The sequence below is a fragment of the Paenibacillus sp. FSL W8-0187 genome, assembly GCF_037969755.1.
In the GTDB taxonomy this organism is placed as follows: domain Bacteria; phylum Bacillota; class Bacilli; order Paenibacillales; family Paenibacillaceae; genus Paenibacillus_AQ.
In genome coordinates this window covers 1,295,501-1,314,972 of sequence record NZ_CP150206.1, presented here as the reverse complement: position 1 = coordinate 1,314,972, position 19,472 = coordinate 1,295,501, and the positions used below count along the sequence as shown (strand labels likewise).

At 43.4% G+C, this 19,472-nt stretch carries 13 protein-coding genes; all 13 read right to left on the bottom strand.

Features of this window, described 5'->3' with window-relative positions; translation table 11 throughout:
- Positions 1–15: 15 nt before the first annotated feature.
- Complete coding sequence (locus tag MKY48_RS05705) at positions 16–1,410, bottom strand: extracellular solute-binding protein (protein ID WP_339270744.1); 1,395 nt, start codon at positions 1,408–1,410, stop codon at positions 16–18.
- 233 nt (positions 1,411–1,643) lie between these two features.
- Positions 1,644–2,528: an AraC family transcriptional regulator gene (locus MKY48_RS05700; protein ID WP_339270742.1), complete on the bottom strand. Its 885-nt coding sequence runs from the start codon at positions 2,526–2,528 to the stop codon at positions 1,644–1,646.
- Between the two features lie 191 nt (positions 2,529–2,719).
- Positions 2,720–4,135 carry an extracellular solute-binding protein gene (locus MKY48_RS05695; protein ID WP_339270741.1) on the bottom strand — a complete coding sequence of 472 codons (1,416 nt, stop codon included), beginning with the start codon at positions 4,133–4,135 and terminating at the stop codon, positions 2,720–2,722.
- Between the two features lie 40 nt (positions 4,136–4,175).
- Positions 4,176–5,144 carry a carbohydrate ABC transporter permease gene (locus MKY48_RS05690; protein WP_339270740.1) on the bottom strand — a complete coding sequence of 323 codons (969 nt, stop codon included), beginning with the start codon at positions 5,142–5,144 and terminating at the stop codon, positions 4,176–4,178.
- A 19-nt stretch (positions 5,145–5,163) separates the two neighbouring features.
- Positions 5,164–6,033: a sugar ABC transporter permease gene (locus MKY48_RS05685; RefSeq protein WP_098742108.1), complete on the bottom strand. Its 870-nt coding sequence runs from the start codon at positions 6,031–6,033 to the stop codon at positions 5,164–5,166.
- A 1-nt stretch (position 6,034) separates the two neighbouring features.
- Positions 6,035–8,443, bottom strand: coding sequence for a DUF5696 domain-containing protein (locus MKY48_RS05680; protein ID WP_339273396.1), 2,409 nt, complete (start codon positions 8,441–8,443; stop codon positions 6,035–6,037).
- Complete coding sequence (locus MKY48_RS05675) at positions 8,443–10,554, bottom strand: YIP1 family protein (RefSeq protein ID WP_339270736.1); 2,112 nt, start codon at positions 10,552–10,554, stop codon at positions 8,443–8,445. Before MKY48_RS05675 ends, MKY48_RS05680 begins: the two co-directional genes overlap by 1 nt.
- 24 nt (positions 10,555–10,578) lie before the next feature.
- The gene (locus MKY48_RS05670) at positions 10,579–11,493 is read right to left on the bottom strand and encodes a carbohydrate ABC transporter permease (protein ID WP_339270734.1); all 915 of its coding nucleotides are present in this window, start codon (positions 11,491–11,493) and stop codon (positions 10,579–10,581) included.
- Positions 11,493–12,380 carry a sugar ABC transporter permease gene (locus tag MKY48_RS05665; protein ID WP_251035623.1) on the bottom strand — a complete coding sequence of 296 codons (888 nt, stop codon included), beginning with the start codon at positions 12,378–12,380 and terminating at the stop codon, positions 11,493–11,495. Before MKY48_RS05665 ends, MKY48_RS05670 begins: the two co-directional genes overlap by 1 nt.
- Positions 12,381–12,477: 97 nt before the next feature.
- Complete coding sequence (locus MKY48_RS05660; protein WP_339292487.1) at positions 12,478–15,447, bottom strand: extracellular solute-binding protein; 2,970 nt, start codon at positions 15,445–15,447, stop codon at positions 12,478–12,480.
- 13 nt (positions 15,448–15,460) lie between these two features.
- Positions 15,461–16,579, bottom strand: coding sequence for an ABC transporter ATP-binding protein (locus MKY48_RS05655; protein WP_076325478.1), 1,119 nt, complete (start codon positions 16,577–16,579; stop codon positions 15,461–15,463).
- A 73-nt stretch (positions 16,580–16,652) separates the two neighbouring features.
- Positions 16,653–18,035: an extracellular solute-binding protein gene (locus tag MKY48_RS05650; RefSeq protein WP_339270730.1), complete on the bottom strand. Its 1,383-nt coding sequence runs from the start codon at positions 18,033–18,035 to the stop codon at positions 16,653–16,655.
- Between the two features lie 28 nt (positions 18,036–18,063).
- The gene (locus MKY48_RS05645) at positions 18,064–19,452 is read right to left on the bottom strand and encodes an extracellular solute-binding protein (protein ID WP_339270728.1); all 1,389 of its coding nucleotides are present in this window, start codon (positions 19,450–19,452) and stop codon (positions 18,064–18,066) included.
- Positions 19,453–19,472 lie beyond the last annotated feature (20 nt).

The window sequence follows — 19,472 nt, the reverse complement described above, 5'->3', positions numbered from 1 at the left end:
CTGAACGAAACTCTCTTACTCCTTATTCTTGGCATCCTTAATCTTGATCGCTGATTCCTCTTCAAGCACCCGAATAAACTCTGGGATGTTCATGTCCGAGGTCGCAAACTTCTGCATAGCCCCATTCAAATCGACATATTTATCCCACACGCTTGCTCTGGCAGGAGGAAGGGCAAATTGGTTTTGGAACATGGCCATTACATTTTTGCCTTGATGATCTGGATTGTCGGCACCAAACTGTTTGCGTATTTCCACATCGGAGGTAGCCGGGATTGTGCCTTTTCTTGTAGCCTTCGTTTGGTTCTCTATTGAAATAATGGCTTGAAGTACTTGCAGCGCTGCTTCTTTATTCTCGCTATACGGGTTAATTACGGTAGGCGCCGTATGAACCGCTGGAGCCGTTTGTGGGATGTCGGACCAGGATGGAACCGGCAGAATGTCCATGTCTTTCTTGAAATCTGCTCTTTCCTCCGGGGTCTCCCCTCCAAACCAAGTCAGGAAACCATGCCAGTTGATTTCCATTGCAGCTGTTTTTTGCATAAACTTATCTGGTTCTTCCGGATTGTAGATGCCTGGGATACTATATATTTTTTTCATCAGTTCCATGTATTTCGTAAACTTCGGATCTTTAGACAATAACAGTTCCCCGGTATCTGGATCTGTCAATGTTATAGATAATTGTAATAGAGCAGCATCCACCGTATCCGAGCCGAACTCCAATCCTATGTATTGATTTCCTTCACGGGTACCTGTCGTTTTCTTAGCGAGGTCAATGATTTCATCCCAAGTCATGTTTTCTGTCGGATAGGGAACACCGAATAGGTCGAATACTTCTTTATTATAGAAGAGACCATAAATCCCTCCGTTACCCGTCAATCCGATCAGCCGTCCTTCAGGGTCTTGGGAGCGAATCAGAGCAATAAACGACGGGTCCACTGTGCTCAAATCGATCCCATACTCTTTTACCATCTCATCCAGCGGCTGTACCATATCAAGATCGAGCAGCACATCCACCCCAAGGTTGGGCGTTAGTAGGTCAACAACCGTCCCTGCGCTGTTAATCTCCTGGATCCCTTCAACCGTTCCATTCCAATCCACATATTCGAATGTAATATGAGGAACCAGCTCCTTCATATCCTGAACAAAATTGTTCTGGAAATTTTCTTCACCCCATTGGGTTGCTACCTTTAACGTAACGGGTTCATTCGAGAATTGTTTCAATTCTACAGGCTTGGGCTTCTCTTCTTGCTCTTCTGTATTCGCATTCGTTGCCTCTGTTGACTCTGTTGTATCCGGCTTATCACTTGCTGCTTCACCGCCTCCTCCTGATGAACATGCCCCCAGAACGAGAAGGAACAAGAGACACATCATTAACAGCAGGCCTAGACTTTTCCGACTACTTTTTTTCATATATAACTCCTCCTACATCAAATTCATAATACCGATGTGAAAAGAATGGATTAAATGAATCCAAAAGCCATTCGATCCGGTCTTCTTACATTTTCATAGGCTAATTCTGAATCGAACTTGAACTGTCCACTAGACATCGGAAGCGTTTTCAAATCGATCTAATTCATAGTTTACTCGGCTAATCCCTGGAAGTATTTAGCCCAGAGTAACACTTTTATAACAAAAATAACCCCCTAAGATTCTTCTAGGGGGGAGACGATATCGAGTGACGAAATAAGCGTTGCATTAAACTGACTCAGGCTGATTCCCATTCGTTTTTTGAACATCCGACTAAATGAGTGCAGCTCCGTATATCCGACCTGGTTCGCAATCTCGCTGATCGAAAGATCGGTTTCAAGTGCGAGCTGCTTCGCCTTCTCTATGCGAATCGTAGCCAGATAATCAGACGGCGTCATACCGTAACACTTGCGAAATTGCCGTATGATATAGTTTCTGCTCAGCCCCGTCATCTCACTTAGCGTATCTAAACGAATCGTCGTACTATAATTTTCTTTAATGTAATTACAGATTTTCACCATCTTTGCATTGATTTTTGTGGTTTGCTTCGCTGTTTCATCAACCGGATTGTTATTAGCCAAATCATATAATATTTGTAACAACAGTCCTTGGGCAAGCATATTACTTGTCAACGTATGCTGCTGGATCGCCTGAATTAAGGGGATTAGTTTGCCTAGTAACGATCCATCTGGATCGCTCCCCTTAATGTAGTCTTTTCCAAACATGAATTCTATTGGTGACTTTGACAGTCCAAAATGAAATGAAATGGTTATTCCCACATATGGCTCATTCTTAGATGGTTGCAATGAACGAACAGCACCGGGCCGAATGATGTAAATATCCCCTTTTCCAAGCGGACACTTAACGCCATTCATAATATTATCCGCCTTCCCATCGACTCCATATAGAAGCTGATATTGACTAATCTGCTGAGGTATCATAAACCAACCCATTGGAGGTTTATACATATGGGCAAGCGTAATATAAGGTGGATAATAGAATTGATCCTGCAATATCGGGATCGTTTCCTCTGGATTCAGGACTGGAAGCTTATCATACATCGCGAATTCACCTTCCCCACTTTTCGACTGATTCATCCCCTGTTTTCTACAATACATGAATCCCCATAGAGATAGTGTGAAGATTTAATCAGCAAAATAGTCCAACAAGTGCGTAAAGCTATATAGCGCCAAGAACCTGAGACGTTGGCCTCAGGTTCTTAACAAATACTTATGCAGGCGTCCAGAGGTTCTTATTGACCTTGTTCTTTCTTTTGTTGCTCTTCCTTGATCTTAATCGTCATTTCTTCTTCCAGCTTCCGCAAAAATTCGGCGATATTCATATCTGAGTTCGCGAAGTCCTTCAGTTTCTCGGTAATCATACCTTCAGCTAATCGCTGATATTCCGATTTTCTACCTTCAATTATTCTCGCGTTTTCCGGGAAATACGCTTTTACATTTTTGCCTTCGTAAATATCTTTTTCGCTGCCGAATGTCGCGATAACTTCAGGACTCTTCAATACCGTCGGATATCCTGCAGCGGAGAACTTCATCTGCATATCTTCCGCAACGACTTCTTTCATCCACTGGAAAGCTGCATCTTTTTGCTCACTGTATTTATTCAATACATACATATGAGCTTGCGTAGGTGACGCTAACTGTTCTTCCCCTCCCCAGATGGGCATGAGAACCGAATCAACATTCGGTCGAATGGTTTCAGGAATTCCCCATTCCAAGTATGTCGGCCAAGACACTAACATCGCAGCCGTTCCACCGGCAAAGAAGCTTGCTTGTTTATCCGGATCACGTTCATATATCCCTGGTATGCTATAGAACTTTTTCATCAATTCGAAATATCTTGTAACTGCCGGCTCCTTCGTAAGTAATACTTCATCCGTTTCAGGATCCACAACATTCGTAATAATTTCTTTAAGAGGTGCGAGCGCTTCGCTTGTCAGGCTGTTCGTATAGCCCATCTCCAGACCACGGTAGTTTACACCATTTCGTTCTCCGGTCAACTTCTTAGCTAACTCAAAGGTTTCATCCCACGTCATATGGTCTGTCGGGTAAGGAACGCCGAACATATCGAAAATCTCTTTATTGTAAAATAACGTAATGGTATCAGCAAACGTGGGTACACCAACCATTGAACCCTTATCATCGTAGGAGCGGAACAAGGATATTACAGATGGATTGATACTAGTTTCATCCATTTCGTATATCTTCATGAAGTCATCAATGGGCTCAACCATATCCAGTTCTTTTAAACCATCAATTCCCTTAGAACTGTAAATAATATCCGGGACGACACCGCTAGCGTTCAATTCTTGCAATGCTTCCGAGGTGGAATCACCTTGAATCCAATGAACGGTTATATTCTTACCTTCTGCTTGGAGCTTATCTTCAATGGGCTGCATGAGAGGAGCAATCTGATCTATGCCCCATTCATGTTGAATGGTGATCGTTGTCTCCTCGCTGAAATCCGTCACAGCTTTACTCGTCCAATCCACTTCTTCTTCCTGTGCAGCTTTTTCATTAGTCCCAGCAGGCTTCGCTTCGGATACAACTTCCGGTTCTTTATTTACCGAATCATTGCCGGTACAACCTGAAAGTATTGTTGTTAGCATGAATACAAAAGTAATGATTAGAAAAATCGATTTTCTCTTCATATATAATCCTCCTGTATTATCCTAAATTATGGATCCAGTTCTACTCGACCAAACCTGTACGTTCAACACTCTCAACAAAGTAACGCTGGGCAAAGAGGTAAAGAATAAGCGGAGGCAATATAACCAGGAAGCTTGCACCCATTTTAATCGGTTCGGCTAAATATTCCGGCAGTCCTCCATTCGTAATAAACGTCGTCAACTGACTATCGATAAATGACATTTTCAGTGCTAACGGCATATCGCCGCTTGAACCCAGGAACATCCTAGGGTAGTACGTGTCATTCCAAGTCCAGACGAACGAGAACAACAGGACGACGAGAATGGCTGGTCTTGCCAATGGAAACATAACGCGTACATAAAATCTCAAAGCACTTGCACCATCGATACGGGCCGCTTCTTCCAATGCTTTGGGCTGCGTGGAGAAGAATTGACGGAAAATGATGACAAAGAGTGCGCCCTTGACACCGAACCCAAAAATAGAAGGCAAAATTAAGGTTAATAAATGACCGTTCAATCCAAGCTTCGTATACACCATAATCGTCGGCAAAATAACAACTTGCGGCGGAATAATGAATGCCAAGAAGACGAGGAATAGAATCGTCTTCTTGAATGGGACATCGAGTCTTGCCAAGGCATAGCCCGCTAGCCCACACGAGATACAGTGCAGCACAGCAGTCGAAATCGCAATCAGTACACTGATGGAGAGAGACTTCGGATAATCCAGCAGCTTCCAAGCTTCGACCACATGACCTAAGTAAACGGAAGACGGAATCCACGTCACGGTTGGATCAATTAAGTCCTTGGCACTCATGATCATCTTCACCAGCATTTTTAAAATCGGGTTCATATACACATAGGAGGTTACGATGAATATGCCGTACAAGACTAGTTTAAATATCAGCCCTTGATTCATCTCTCGACCTAGAATCGTATACTTCACTTGCCGTAATCCACGTTTCGTTGTGAACTTCTGTTTCAGTTTCACACGCCTCGCTAATTCAACCTTCATGTTCTGCCTCCCTTCCTCACTAACGATTTACTCCTGCATTTTTCCGGTTAATTCTACTGTAGAGGAGAATGACAATTCCTAAGAATACAAGAATAATAGCAAAGTAAATCCATGCGAGTGCACTATTAAATCCGTAGTTCCCCGTATTGATCAAACTAATGACAGGATTGGATGGGAACGTAAACATATCTACAACGGTATAAATTAAGTTCAGCAGGATGAACGGTGACATTGCTGGAAGTGTGATCTTCCAAAATACCTCCCATGGTGTAGCACCATCAATTCGAGCTGATTCATACGCAGACGTCGAAATGGTCTGAAGGCCTGCAATAAAGAGCAGAATTTGCACCCCGGAATACCATAAGACAAGGACAAACTGATTCAATACGGTCTTTACAGGTTTCGCCCATGAACTGTCCCCAAGGAACATATCCATGTAACCGCCAATATTAAATCGTTCAAGGAAACCCAGGTTGCCTTCCCCTTGATTAATAAATGACATCAGCACAGCACCCGTAGAGAAGATAACCGGTAAAAAGAAGATGGCGCGGAATAAGAATCGACCGGGCAGCTTTTGGTTCAGCATAATAGAGATCATCAAGGCAAATATGACGATAACCGGGATCATGATGACGACTTCCTGGAAGTATGGAATTAACTTATCGTATAGATCCGAGCTGTTAAACAAGATCTCGCGGTAATATTTGACGCCAACAAAGTCGTACACAATTTTCTTCGGCAATATTTTTACCGTGTGAAAGCTCATAAAGAGTGAGAAGACTAGCGGAAATCCTAAAAAAGCGATAAAGCCGATCAACCACGGTGCAATAAATAACGACCCTTCCAGCTTTCGGGATCTCTTAGCAGAGAGTATTCGCTTTGGGGCCATACTACGCACCTCCTTTGCTTACAATGTAATCTTTGGCTTTCACAACAGCATCCCCGACGCTAACCTCTTTATCGTTATAATTCACGATGACTTGTTTTCCGTTACTGTATGTTGTTTCAAATACGCCGCTTACGATTTCACGATGGCCTGTAATGAACTCGTTCTGCACATCACCAAGTGCCTCTTCGTATTTTTGATACTGTGACACGATCTCTGCAAGCCAGTCCTTGTAGTTTGTACTGTAGAATTCATGGAGAGAAAGTGATTTAAGTAATTCCTGTGATGAAGCGTTCGTTACGACAAACGACGGTACTGCGCCGTATTCGATTCCCTTCAAGAAATTGTCCGCATAGTCATCACTCAAGTTCGCATACTCGAATGAGTATGTAGTCAGACCATGAAGAGCTATTTGGGCGAATGGTACAACACGATCGATAAACATGTCATAGGAGAAGTTAGAGGCCATGTTGTCCATATGGCTAATATATGGGAAGGTGTACGCGTTACCTCCTGCCCCTCTTACGCTGCCGAATGTTTCTTTTGTCATCTGAAACAATTGGCTCTGAATTTCCTTTGAATGTTTTCTTGTCGCTCTATAGTTCTCATTAAAGTCCGTATTCAACAACGATCCGATTCCTTGACCGTATAAATAGCCATTAATTCCTAATGATTTCGCTTCTTGGAGATCTCCTTCTATAACCCCTTTCATAAATTGAGGACTGACAAATGTCTTCCGTCTGCTATCCCAATTCGTCGATTCTATGACGGAAGAAGCTAGATCACGAAGACCGTCTCGATTTTTTCGAAATCCGTCTTCACCGCCTCTGTTATACGTATAGGAAGAGGCATCAAGATAAACCGCGTAGCCCTTCGAATGAGCAAAATCGGTGAATTTCTTCATTCCCTGATTACCGCCCAGTTGATCTGGAACGGGGAAGTCGCCGCCAAACTTACTGTATCCATCGTTTTGCCAGCCAAGATAAGTGATGTCCATATGATCGACACCAAGTGCAGACAACTCCTGCACGATGCCTTCCGCCTCTTTCGTCGTAGTTAACGGTAGATATGAATCCCACAAAAATCCGTCTTCGGTATCGCCGCCAAGTAAATGCAGCTGCAGCCGCAGCTTCGCATGCTCACCTTCAAGCGGTTTCATCGCCGACTCCTTCATCAACAATTCCCGATAGCGTTCAGCTAGTGTAACATAGCTAATTTCTTCATTCTTCTCCTCGATCATATAATAACGGGTCGCACGATCCGACTTCGTTATTTCCTTGCTATACGTCAAGTAACCGTTCAACTTCTTCGTATCTGTCGGTTGGAAGAACTTGAACCGGTATTGATACTCCGGTGTAACCCAGTTGAATTGACTGAATGATCCCGAAGGCGCCGCAACCACGTTCGCGTACTCTTCACCTTCCGTAATGACTCCAAGAAGTCCTTGTTTATTCGATTTAATGCCAAATACCGGCATAGTAATCGGATTACGATCAGACATGGTATTGCGGTTACTGTATGCCCAATCGTCACCATAAACACGTTCCGTATAGAGGTTTTGTGTACCCGCTCGACGTTCTCTGAAATCAATTAAAGCGCCCGGCCCGTCTGGAATGTATAGAAATCCATCTTCGTCATCCGAAGTTTGTGCACCCAAGAAAGGGAATAAGCGAATGGACGCTAGGCGAGCCATCGGATCTTTCTTGGGCTTCGGTTTCTTGACTTCTTTGCCATCCTTATCAACCGTTGCTGCCGCTGGTTCTTCCTTCGGCATGACTTTCTCATCTACCAGACCTTCAGCTAATACTTTGGTTTCAACGAAATCTTCGCCAAGCTTGACTTCTACAGGAATGATGAAGCCAAGATCTGGCATGTCATACATAACTTTGAATCCCTGATCTGTTACTTCGAACTGGCTTATTCCCCCTTTTTGTGCATAGAAGTTAGTCTCTTTCAGCAAGTCTTTACGCAGGTTAAACTCTACATAACGGAACATAAAGGGTGAAGCAAGATGCAGCTTCCATGCATCTGTATTGAGCTTATCCTGCCAATCCTTCGGATTAGGAAAGGAGCGCCATACTTCTCCTGTTGTTTTACTTGTTACAGTAAAATGACCGGAGGATTTATCAGCTTTGAGCAATAATTTCTCATTCTCCGATATCGTTTGGAACTGGGTTTCATCCGGCAATTTCCCATTTGATTTTGCAGGGGTTACTGCCTTTGTCGTACTCGTCTGAGGTGCTCTCTGTGTCTCCGTTTTAGTCTTTGTTTCAGTCTGTGCTGTTGTTTGAGTTTCGGTCTTCGTCTTATTGGTTGAAGCGGATGTAGCAAAGATGAAACCGCCGAGCGTCGACGCGAATAAGACGCAAATCGCAGCTACCATGAATCGTTTTTTGGACCGTAATAAGCGCATCACATCGACACCTCCTGATAGATCGTGTAAACAAAGTTACCAAATTCGGATGTAAGTCCGATTAAGATGAACACAAGTACCCACATAATGGTCATTGTGATGACCGTAAGTGTTATATTCAATACCGTTTCGCCAACACCGTAGTTTTGCAACGCTTGAATGTTCCAGAAGAATAATAACCCACTCCACAAAAGCATACCTACCTCAATCGAGCTGTAAATGGATGCTTCACTTTGTGTAAAGATGTTCGAAATAAGGGCAAGCGGGATCCCGAGTAACACGACCGGGAATAAGGAATAACAGCTTCCAACGAATACATCTTTAAACCTTGCTTCACCTTGCTTGATCGAACCTACCAGATAGTTACATACCACCCATGATAACCATACGGCCAAGAAGACTGTAAGCATGTAAGTTGAACCCTTTGCATAGACCGGCACTGGATTATATGTAAAACTCGTATAGAACGATTTCACCAGAAGCATGACTACCGTTAATATGAGAATAACGAAAGCACTGATGTAGCCACCCTTATTCAAATATCTCAAATCACCAAACCCATCTATCGGATGTTTCAAGATATAGAATACATGCTTTAATTGCTGGAACCAGGTTTGACTGTTTAACTTATTCGATTTCGGCATCATTCGGAAATTGAATTTTTTCTTTAGCCTGATAAAAACCCATAATAAGAGGCTGGCTATAATAACAGAGTTCGCCAAGGTCGAGAAGTTTTTCTGGAACCATTGCAGGCGAATCTGCCAGAATGAGTCTGAGTATCCCTCACCATCTCCTGCAAGCTTGAACAAGTCTCTAGCGCGCTCGTACTCACCGCGAGAAAATGCGGCCTGAGCGATTCCTTTATAAGCTGGAGAGAAGTGAGCATTCAACTTCAGTACTTTGTTCCAATACTGCTCCCCTTCTGCATACTTGCCTTCCTCCATCAACTTGTAAGCTTCGTGAACCGTTGCTCCAAACTCGGTCGGTTCATACTCTTGAATGAGGCCCAGCGCTTCATCCAAAATATAAAGGTGTTTGTTTGAGTTGGTTTCTACTGCAACAGGTGCCGCTGTTAAACCAACCAGCGAATTACCTAAGGCAGAACGGCCTGACCAATAAAATAACATCGTACCGTTTGCATCATATTGGGAGACAATGTTCCGTGATTTATCAATAATCGTTACATTACCATTCTGATCTAAGGAAACATCGGTAAGCTGCTTCTCAATCAATTCATCAGATTCTACTGTAGCTAAGGAAAACAACCGTTCATTGAACGACATCTCTTTCCATATATTTTCACCGCGAATGTTTAATTTCTTGACTTGCTCTGTTTTGGAACCGGAAACCGTATAGATGAAGCCTTGATCATCGATATCTATATTCCGGATCGTTACAGGCAGAAGTCGAACCTGCCGACTCAATTGCTCTTTCGAATAAAACTGTCTCCGAATGATATCCATCAGCGTTACTTCCGTTTTATTCGTTCCGAAGAACTGGTCGAATTTCCCCTCGGGAGTAAATTGGATGATCCCGTGATAACTTCCTTTCGATACAACATATATAAAGCCGCGTTTATCGATAACCATATTCGTCGGTTCATATACGAAGGATTCATTAATTAGTGGTGATGTAGGACGACCAATTTCAGTCAATAATTTCGCATTCTTATCCAGGTGAACAACTCGCTTATTACCTGTATCCGCAATGTAAACATCGCCATTATCGGCAACAAACACACCCTGTGGTTGATTGAGCGGACTTTCTGGTAACGTGATTAACCGAACAAGCTCACCACTTTCATTCAGATGAACAATCCGATTATTATCGGTATCCGCAATATAAATATCATCATTGTCTGCAATGAATAGATCTTGAGGACGCTGCAGCGATGTATACTCTACTTCACCCTTCTCATTGACGACTGGAATCTCCTGCGCTAATACGCCGACTGGAGAATATGCAGATTGAGTCATTATCGTACGTTCATAACTGTCTTCCGTGAAGGTACGATAAGGAACATCAGCGCTTGCGATCATCGGGAATCCAGTCAGTGCAATCAAGCAGACTAGCCAAAGCACATATTTTCGTTTGCTTGGATTGTTGCGCATTGTACACCTCCCCCATACCACTGCTTATTTGATCCCCGAATGCGCCATGGTCGTGATTACTCTTCTCTGGAAGATCAAAAAGATGAGCAATGACGGTAAAAACATGATTAATGCTCCTGCTGCCGCAGCTCCCTGTCTAGCTACCGAGTTGCTTAGCCCAGATGTTAATGTGCTCATGTAAAACGGCAGTGTCTTCATGGAATCTTCCTGCATGAATAAAGTTGAAGTCTCTACATTCCCCCATGCCGATTGGAAAGCAAGGATTGAAATCGTTGCAATGGCAGGTGTAACGATTGGCATAACGATGCGCAGGAAAATTGTGAATTCTTTCGCGCCATCGATCTTCGCTGCTTCCAGCAACTCGTTCGGCACTTGGTCCATAAACTGCTTCAATAGGAATACGCCCACCGGCATGGCAACAAGTGGCAGTACGTGACCTAAATAAGTGTTCATAATCCCTAGGCTTTGAATGACGATAAAGCGTGGAATCGCGATGGCTTCTGTTGCGAATAGCAACGACAGCATAATTAAACCAAGTACAATTTTTGAACCTGGGAACGGATGCTTCGATAAAGGATAGGCACACATCGCTCCTGTGATAACCATGGCAACGCTAGACAACAAGGTAACCACAATACTGTTAAATACATACCTGGATACCGGCACAATGGTGCTTGCCGTCATGGCAAACAGTTCGGAGAAACTCCCCGTTGTCGGCTCCCTAACAATAAATGTGGGCGGGAACATGAACAGCTCATGCAATGGTTTAAATGCATGGTTGAACAAATAAATGAGCGGAAGGAGCATGAAAATGGCAAGCGGCAAGATACAGATGGCAATCCATATTTGTGCTCGATCGATCAATCTCAGAGCTAATACAAAGTCGCTCCATTTTATTTTTAATTTCCGCTGCATGGCAGTCATCCGTGCCTCTTGCATTATTCATCCTCCTTCGGTGCGAATAAATAACCGAAAAATTTACTTAACACATAACACATCAGAAGAACCACGATAGAAATCGCACTCGCGTAACCGAGTTCGAAACGAATAAATCCATAGTCATTGATATGATCAATTAATAATTGACCCGCATAATTCGGAGTCGGGTTCGTACCCGACAATTGAACCCCAATACCTCCGGATTTAATCGTATGAACGATTGCCATAATGGCTGCGAACATCATCTGCGGCTTCATCATTGGAATGGTGATGTACCACACTTCTTGAAGACGGCTCGATATACCATCAATTCGTCCTGCCTCGTACAATTGTCTATCCACATTGAGGATACCGGCCAAGATGGCCAAGAAACCAATACCCATAGAAGACCATATCGAGACAATGATCATAATATTGAGCAGGTAGTCTTTATCGAGTAAGAATAAAACCGGCTGATCAATGATTCCCCATTTGAGCAAAAAGCTGTTAATATAACCTGATCGGTCCCCGGTAAACATAACCGTCCAAACGACTGCCATCGCAACACCTGCAGATAACGAAGGAGCATACATGGCAAGTGCATACCAAGTGCGCATCGTTGTTGGCAGCTGAGCAATTAACCAGGCTAACAGAAAGGCTAAGATGTAACCGACTGGCCCTACGAATACGGCAAACTTAAACGAGTTAGGCAATACATACTGCAAGAAAATAATGTCCTGTGAGAATAAATTCTGGTAGTTAAGCCAGCCCCGCCATGATGGAAAATCAAAGGCATTAAAATAGGTGAAACTTAACAGAATACCTGAAACAACAGGAATCAGGATAAATATGATGAACATCGCCATAAACGGCAAAATAAACAAGTAAGATAAGCGGTACTTCCACATGTCTTTCAACAAATAATGGATCCGTTCCGAAATGCTGGGCTTCGTCTTACCGAGCTTGGCCTTAGCTCCGTTCACCTTTTCAGAAAGAGCTGCTGCATTATCTGTCATTCAGAATTGCTCCTTTCCAAGGTTCCGTAATTCGGATCAGATCCAGCTTCTTCAACACTTGCCCGTTTTCATCGATATAATTGAACTCTTGCTGTTTACGCTTCATCTCTCGGTTTATTTCTTTAACCGCCTTCTCTAATGCAATCCTCGGATTTACTTGATCAATGGCTGCATTGTTCCAAGCAAAACCAAGTTCTCGAGCCGTCATATATCCTCCCGGTACATTGGGCCATTCTTGCATCCACTGCCATTGATCCAAAATAACGCTGAGATCATCCTGTTTCCAAGGCATATTCGCAAACGCATGAACATTAGCTGAATTCCAGCGGAAGGTTTCACCTCGATATTGCTCCAGATTAAGTCCAAACTCGGTTTGAATATCTTCGGACATATACCATTTCACAAAATCCCAAGCGAGATCGCGTTTCTCTTTCGGCGTATCATTGAAAAGAATGTTCGCTGTCGGCGCTCCCCCGGCAGCCCATCTTGCAATCGTACCGTCTGCCTGCTTTGTTCCAGGAATGGGAGCGATTGCCCATTCATTCATAATTTCCGGTGCTGCGACCAGTAGCTGCATGTATGTATTGAAATCTGAAATACCGATCGGCATGGTTCCATCTCTAAACTGTTGATAGAAACTGTTCACTTGTCGTTCCATTCCGTACACATTGAACATTTCCGTCCATTCTTTGAACGCTTCAAAAGCCTTAGGTTCGTTCAATGCACTCGTCAGTCCGTCTTTCGAATACAACTCCACGTTATTTTGGAAGAACAGGTACGAGAAGTTATCCGGCGGGATGTAGAAGTTGCTTTCGTTCTGCAATAACGTCGGCAGAATCTTGTATACATCATCCCAAGTATCCGGAACAGGTAGGCCAAGCTGATTCATAATATCCTTGCGATAAAACATGATGTTAAAGTTATTGGTCTCCGGTATACCATAAACACCACCGTCATAACGGTAAGGCTGCATAATACCTGGATGGAATTGATCTAACAATTCCTCCGAATCCGGGAATTTTGTAAAGTCATAAATGGCATTGCGCAATGCATAATCAAAGATCGATGCACTCGGTACCCCAATCGCTATATCAGGTAATATCCCGGCTGCTTTACCGAGAACTACCAAATCTGCCGACTGGACCAAATTGATATTCACTTTAATGCCATGCTCTGGTGTAAATCGTTCATTGGCAAGCTGCTGCAGCTCATCGACGTAATCACGCCCTTTGAACATCCAAATATTCAATTCATCTTCTGCATTCCGATCAAGCTGGTTCTTGCTTGAAAAGGAATAGAACAACGTAACGATCGAGTTCCATAATTTCTCGAAGAAGTTTGCCTCTATTCTAGGCAGTTTTGTATCGGGGGCAGCTACATAAATTCGATCAATTTGCAGCGGAGTATTCATCAAATCCACACGCTGGGCCTCAATTTTCTCTTGCATCGTTCCGATGGTTAACTGACTATAAGGAATTTCATTCGGATCTTTTAATAAATCTTCTAAATCTCGCACACTGGATTTAAAGGATTGTGACACATTGTCCCTTACCTTGTTGATTGCGAGCATTTCATCTGTAAGTTTGTTGAAGCTATCCCTTAATACTTCAAGTCTCTTGGTCATACCCGGGATATCTTTCTCGATGTTCCATACGCGATACGCATCTGTGCTATTCCCTGTGGCAATACGAAGTTCTCTGGAAACGTCGCGAAGTTCCTTCGACATCTGATCGATGTCGGCTATGACGGGGATATAAGGCTCGACAGTTGCTTCCATCCTGAGCGAATGCTTTCCTTTTGTGAAATAGAAATCAAATAATTCCCCATCCGTATTAGCAAGCGATACCTTTTTCCAGTCACTGTCATATGGGAACGGAACGTTTTTCATTTCGTTAAAAGGAATTTCACCGTCAATATAAATATTTCGGAATACCGTAGCATTTTTACGCAAATTTTGTTTCACACGGAATGTCAGATGGTATAGGCCATCTTCCGGAACTTCAAAATCCCAGGTTACCGCTTGACCGCCTTTGTTCCAGCCCGTACCACCCAGCGTATTAAATCGAACGAGATCGAGCGACTTAGGCTCAGATAACGGACTCCGATCGTATTGCGTTTGAATCGAAGAGGAGTTTTTAAGGCTGAACTGTTCACCCTCGATGACAATGGCTTCCTTACTGCCGCTCGCTGCATGAGTTGGATACGTTTTTCTCACGTCTTCATAATTGGCAATGTCTTTAGGGACTTGTAAACGGAATGATTTCAGCGCGACCGACTGGCGAATCGTCTCTATACGAATCGTGTTTTCCCCTTTGTTCAAATGCCATTGCAACGGTTTGCTATAAGACCCCTCAGAATCACGAAAAGAAGTCGTTTTCCAGCCCGCTTCTTCGTCAATTAATGAACGAATTTGATTACCCTCATCATCATATTTCTCAGGTCTCACCTCAGAGAATCGCCGTTCCAACGAAACGGAATGTGCCTCTCGAAACGGATATTCTCCATTGATCTGGACACTCATGATCACCGACTGGCGCCCGAGCCCATCCTTTGAAAGAAACGGGTGATAATCCGTAGCCAGTTCATATAAGCCTTCTTGATCTACATTTACTTTGTACTCTACCCAGCCTTTAGGCTGAGACCATAGAAGAACATCATGCTCGCCTTCATAAGAGCCCACGGAGACGACAGCATCATCCGACTTCGCATGATACGATTTAGCATCAATCAGAGCCTCCTTCGCTCCCACCTTAACCTTCTTCTGCTCCCATTCTTTCGATATGGTATAAAAATAAGGCTCATGGCTCGAAAAATCTTGAGTACGTGTATCCGGACTGCTTGATTCTGCAATCTTGGGATCACCTTGTGCGTTACCTGGCAACACCGGATTACCTATAAGGGCTACGGATAAGATAACGAGCAATAATCGGTTAAGAAATTTAATACTTCTCTTTACCATTCGTATCCCTCCATCACTTTGTTAATAGAAGCCCTGTATCTTTATGGAAAAATAATGCTTTGTTCATATCCACGGCGACAGCAGTTCTCATTCCATCGTCAAAGTGATAGCGTGGGTGAGCACGGGCAACCAGATATTTCTCCAACCCTATATTCATATGGTAGTAACGGTCAGATCCAACAAATTCACTTAATTCCATCGTTCCGTTAATAATCGACTGTGGATACGCTTCCAACATAATTTCCTCAAAGCTAATGTTTTCTGGCCGCATTCCAATAATGATTCCTCGATCTACGAGATTCATCTGTCTTATCGCATGAGCTTGCTTCTCTGTGAGCTTAAGCCCGAAGCGCTTCGTATGGAATTCAAGGAACCCTTCACGCTCTTCAATTTTGCCGGTCACAAAATTCATCGGCGGGTTTCCGATAAAGTTAGCTACGAACAGATTAGCTGGTTCATTATAAATAACCTCTGGCGTATCTACCTGTTGAACAATCCCCTTCTCCATGACCACAATACGATCGCCCATCGTCATCGCTTCAATCTGATCATGGGTAACATAAATCGTCGTGACACCGATTTTTTTGTGAAGCCGAATAATTTCCGAACGCATCTGCACACGCAGTTTAGCATCCAAGTTGGAGAGCGGTTCATCCATCAGAAATGCCTGTGGTGTACGAACAATCGCCCGACCAAGTGCAACACGCTGGCGCTGACCGCCAGATAATTCTCTTGGTTTACGGTCCAAATAGTTTTCAATTTCTAGCACACGGGCAGCCCGTTTAACCGATGACTCAATTTCATGTTTCGGAAGCTTTCTCATTTGCAGACCAAAGGCAATATTATCGTAGACAGACATGTTCGGGTATAACGCATAATTTTGGAATACCATCGATATATCACGGTCTTTAGGCGGCATATCATTCACAATGGTATCGCCAATGTAAATTTCGCCTTCTGAGATATCTTCTAATCCCGCGAGCATACGTAATGTTGTCGACTTACCACATCCTGAAGAACCTACAAAGACAAGAAATTCCTCATCCTCAACTTCGAGGTTAAAGTCTTTCACTGCGTATTCTTTATATTTCCCGTAACGTTTGTGAACATGATTAAATATAATTCTCGACACAAGAATTCCTCCTTTGCACGATCCCATTTTCCCCAGTCAATACCTTGGTTTGAATCTTTTGGTCATGAAATATCTATTGTCCCTTAGCCATGGCATCTTTGATTTTCGCCTCAGATTCTTCCTGCAATACTCTTAGAAACTCTGGAATATTCATATCTGACTCAGAGAATTTCATTAGGCTCCCTGAAAGATCCACATATTGATCCCATTTGCTGATCGTTTTTGGAATGACTGGTTGGCGTGAGAAAAATGCGTTGATATCCATACCTTCATAAACTTCAAGTTCTGCGCCAAACTCTTCGTAAACTTTCGGATCGGTTAGTACTGGACGATCCCCAATTCTTGCTAATTGGGCCTGATGCTCGGGAGACACATATTCGGTAAGGACTTGAAATGCCTCATCTTTATGCTCACTGTATTTATTAATAATGAATGGATGCGAGAATGAAGCCGGTGCAATATTCGGTAATTCCGGCCATACCGGCACTGGTACGGATTGAATATGTTTCGTGATTTCCGGATCTCCAATGCCCCATTTAATGTATCCCGGCCAAGATACGATCATAGCGACATTTTTATTTTGAAAGGAATAATCCTTTCTGACTTCCGGATCATCACTATAAATACCAGGGATGCTGTAGAACTTCTTCATCAATTCAAGGTATTTAATAATTGCCGGTTCTTTCGTAATTAAAACCTCTCCTGTTTCGGGATCCGTCAGGTTCACATTTAATTGCTTTAAAGGGACCAAGGCTTCCGTACCTGCGAATCCAGGGCCCATCTCAAGTCCATGATATTGGATTCCGTCCCTTTCACCAGTCAGTTTCTTCGCAAGATCAACCATGTCATCCCATGTCAGATCCCCTGTTGGATAAGGCACTCCAAATAGATCGAAAACCTCTTTGTTGTAAAACATCGTATAATTGTCGCTAGCTGTAGGCATACCTAGCAATCTGCCCTCAGAATCGACTAAACGCCAGTAAGCTATAATGGAAGGGTCTATACCACTAAGATCGAATTGGTGGGATTCGATCAAATCATCGAGCGGTTCGATCATATCCAGCTCCTGCAACGCGTCGATTCCCCAGTTGGCAAATATGATATCCGGCACGATTTGTTTCGCGTTCAGCTCTTGCAAGGGCTCCAATTGTGCTTGGGAGTCAACTAATTCAACGTTAATATTAGGAAGCTTCTCATCAATATCCTTAAAAAGTTTATCGAACGCCTCTTGTCCCCATGGATACAAAATCTTGATGGTAACCTCATCTGTCGATACGGCCTGTTCATCTTCTGTTTTCGCATCTGTGGATGGCGTATCCGTAGACGGTGTATCCGTGGCTACCGTTTCCGTTGTGTCCTCCTGCTGGCCACCAACATCCGTACTGCACCCTGACAACAACAATGAAATCGATAAAATAAACACAGATAGCAGGACTAATGTGCGTTTCAGCTTCATATAACGCTCCCCCTAATGCATGTCATATTTATTTCTTGGATTGCTCTTCCTTGATCTTAATTTCCGACTCTTCCTTCAGTACACGCGTGAATTCCGCTACGTTCAAATCGGTAGTGGCAAACTTCGTGAGTGCCTCATTGATCGCAACATGCCGATCCCACGGACTTTTACGTGCAGGTGGTTCAGCAAATGGATTTTGGAACATCGCCGTGACATTTTTGCCTGTATACGTTGGATCATCTGCACCGAACAATTCCCCATCCTCTTGGCTTAAGGATACGGAAGGAGTCCCCATTCTCATCCGGTATTGGATCTGGTATTCAGGGGAGATCACGTAGGTTAACACTTGCAATGCTGCTTCTTTATGTTCACTGAAATCATTGATGATCCATGGATGAGCCCCTGGTTTAGGAGCTACTCCCGGCATATCTGCAAACGACGGAACGGGAACCATATCCATACTTTTCTCATATTCAACTCTCTCTTCCACTTCTCCGCCAAACCAAGTTAAGAAGCCATGCCAGTTAATGACCATTGCAGCTGTTTTACCTTCAAATTTACTTTGTTCTTCTGGATTATAGATGTTGGGTATACTGAAATATTTCTTGAGAACTTCCATCATCTTTGCAAACTTAGGATCTTTGTCAAACAATACTTCACCCGTCTCTGGGTCTGTATAGTTCATCGATAATTGATTAAATAACGCTGTTGGCATGGCCCCTAGATCAAGGCCACTATATTGAACACCGTCCTTCTTGACGGTCAGCTGCTTCGCCAGATCAATAAGTTCATCCCACGTCATATTGTCAGATGGATAGTTGACACCTAACAGATCAAAGATTTCCTTGTTATAGTACAATGCGAGGACATCGCCAGCATCGGGAAGACCAATCAGACGTCCTTCTTTGTCCCTTGAACGTAATTCCTGAAGCAGCTGTGGATTGACTCCACTTAAATCAACGCCATACTCGGCAATCATGTCATCCAGACCGAATACCATCTCAAGTTCTTCAAACGGTGCTTGACCGGTGTAACCTAATACAATATCAGGAACAATACCTTGCGCACTTAATTCCTGCATATTCTCAGCCGTCCCGTTCCAGTCAACATGCTCGACGGTCACATGGGGGAATTGCTCTTGAATCGGATCAATCATTCTCGGTGTGAAATAGTCGATTCCCCAAGGCGTCGCTATCTTAAGCGTTACGGGTTCATCGCTAAATGGTTTGACAGGCTCTTTCGGTCCCTCTTCCTTACCTTCTTCCGTGTTTGTATCCGTATTATGGGTATCCGTCGCTTCAGAATGGCTTTCCGGTTCATTAGCTGTATTATCCGAACTATTGCAAGCGGTTACAAAAATGGTAAGCATAAGGCACAGAATCATAAGCACATTCCATATTTTTCGGTTCTTAATCACAATCAATTCCCCCTCATTGT

Coding starts and splice junctions, on each gene's coding strand:
- MKY48_RS05705 (WP_339270744.1), bottom strand. CDS start 1,410: ATGAAAAAAAGTAGTCGGAAAAGTCTAGGCCTGCTGTTAATGATGTGT.
- MKY48_RS05700 (WP_339270742.1), bottom strand. CDS start 2,528: ATGTATGATAAGCTTCCAGTCCTGAATCCAGAGGAAACGATCCCGATA.
- MKY48_RS05695 (WP_339270741.1), bottom strand. CDS start 4,135: ATGAAGAGAAAATCGATTTTTCTAATCATTACTTTTGTATTCATGCTA.
- MKY48_RS05690 (WP_339270740.1), bottom strand. CDS start 5,144: ATGAAGGTTGAATTAGCGAGGCGTGTGAAACTGAAACAGAAGTTCACA.
- MKY48_RS05685 (WP_098742108.1), bottom strand. CDS start 6,033: ATGGCCCCAAAGCGAATACTCTCTGCTAAGAGATCCCGAAAGCTGGAA.
- MKY48_RS05680 (WP_339273396.1), bottom strand. CDS start 8,443: ATGCGCTTATTACGGTCCAAAAAACGATTCATGGTAGCTGCGATTTGC.
- MKY48_RS05675 (WP_339270736.1), bottom strand. CDS start 10,554: ATGCGCAACAATCCAAGCAAACGAAAATATGTGCTTTGGCTAGTCTGC.
- MKY48_RS05670 (WP_339270734.1), bottom strand. CDS start 11,493: ATGCAAGAGGCACGGATGACTGCCATGCAGCGGAAATTAAAAATAAAA.
- MKY48_RS05665 (WP_251035623.1), bottom strand. CDS start 12,380: ATGTGGAAGTACCGCTTATCTTACTTGTTTATTTTGCCGTTTATGGCG.
- MKY48_RS05660 (WP_339292487.1), bottom strand. CDS start 15,447: ATGGTAAAGAGAAGTATTAAATTTCTTAACCGATTATTGCTCGTTATC.
- MKY48_RS05650 (WP_339270730.1), bottom strand. CDS start 18,035: ATGAAGCTGAAACGCACATTAGTCCTGCTATCTGTGTTTATTTTATCG.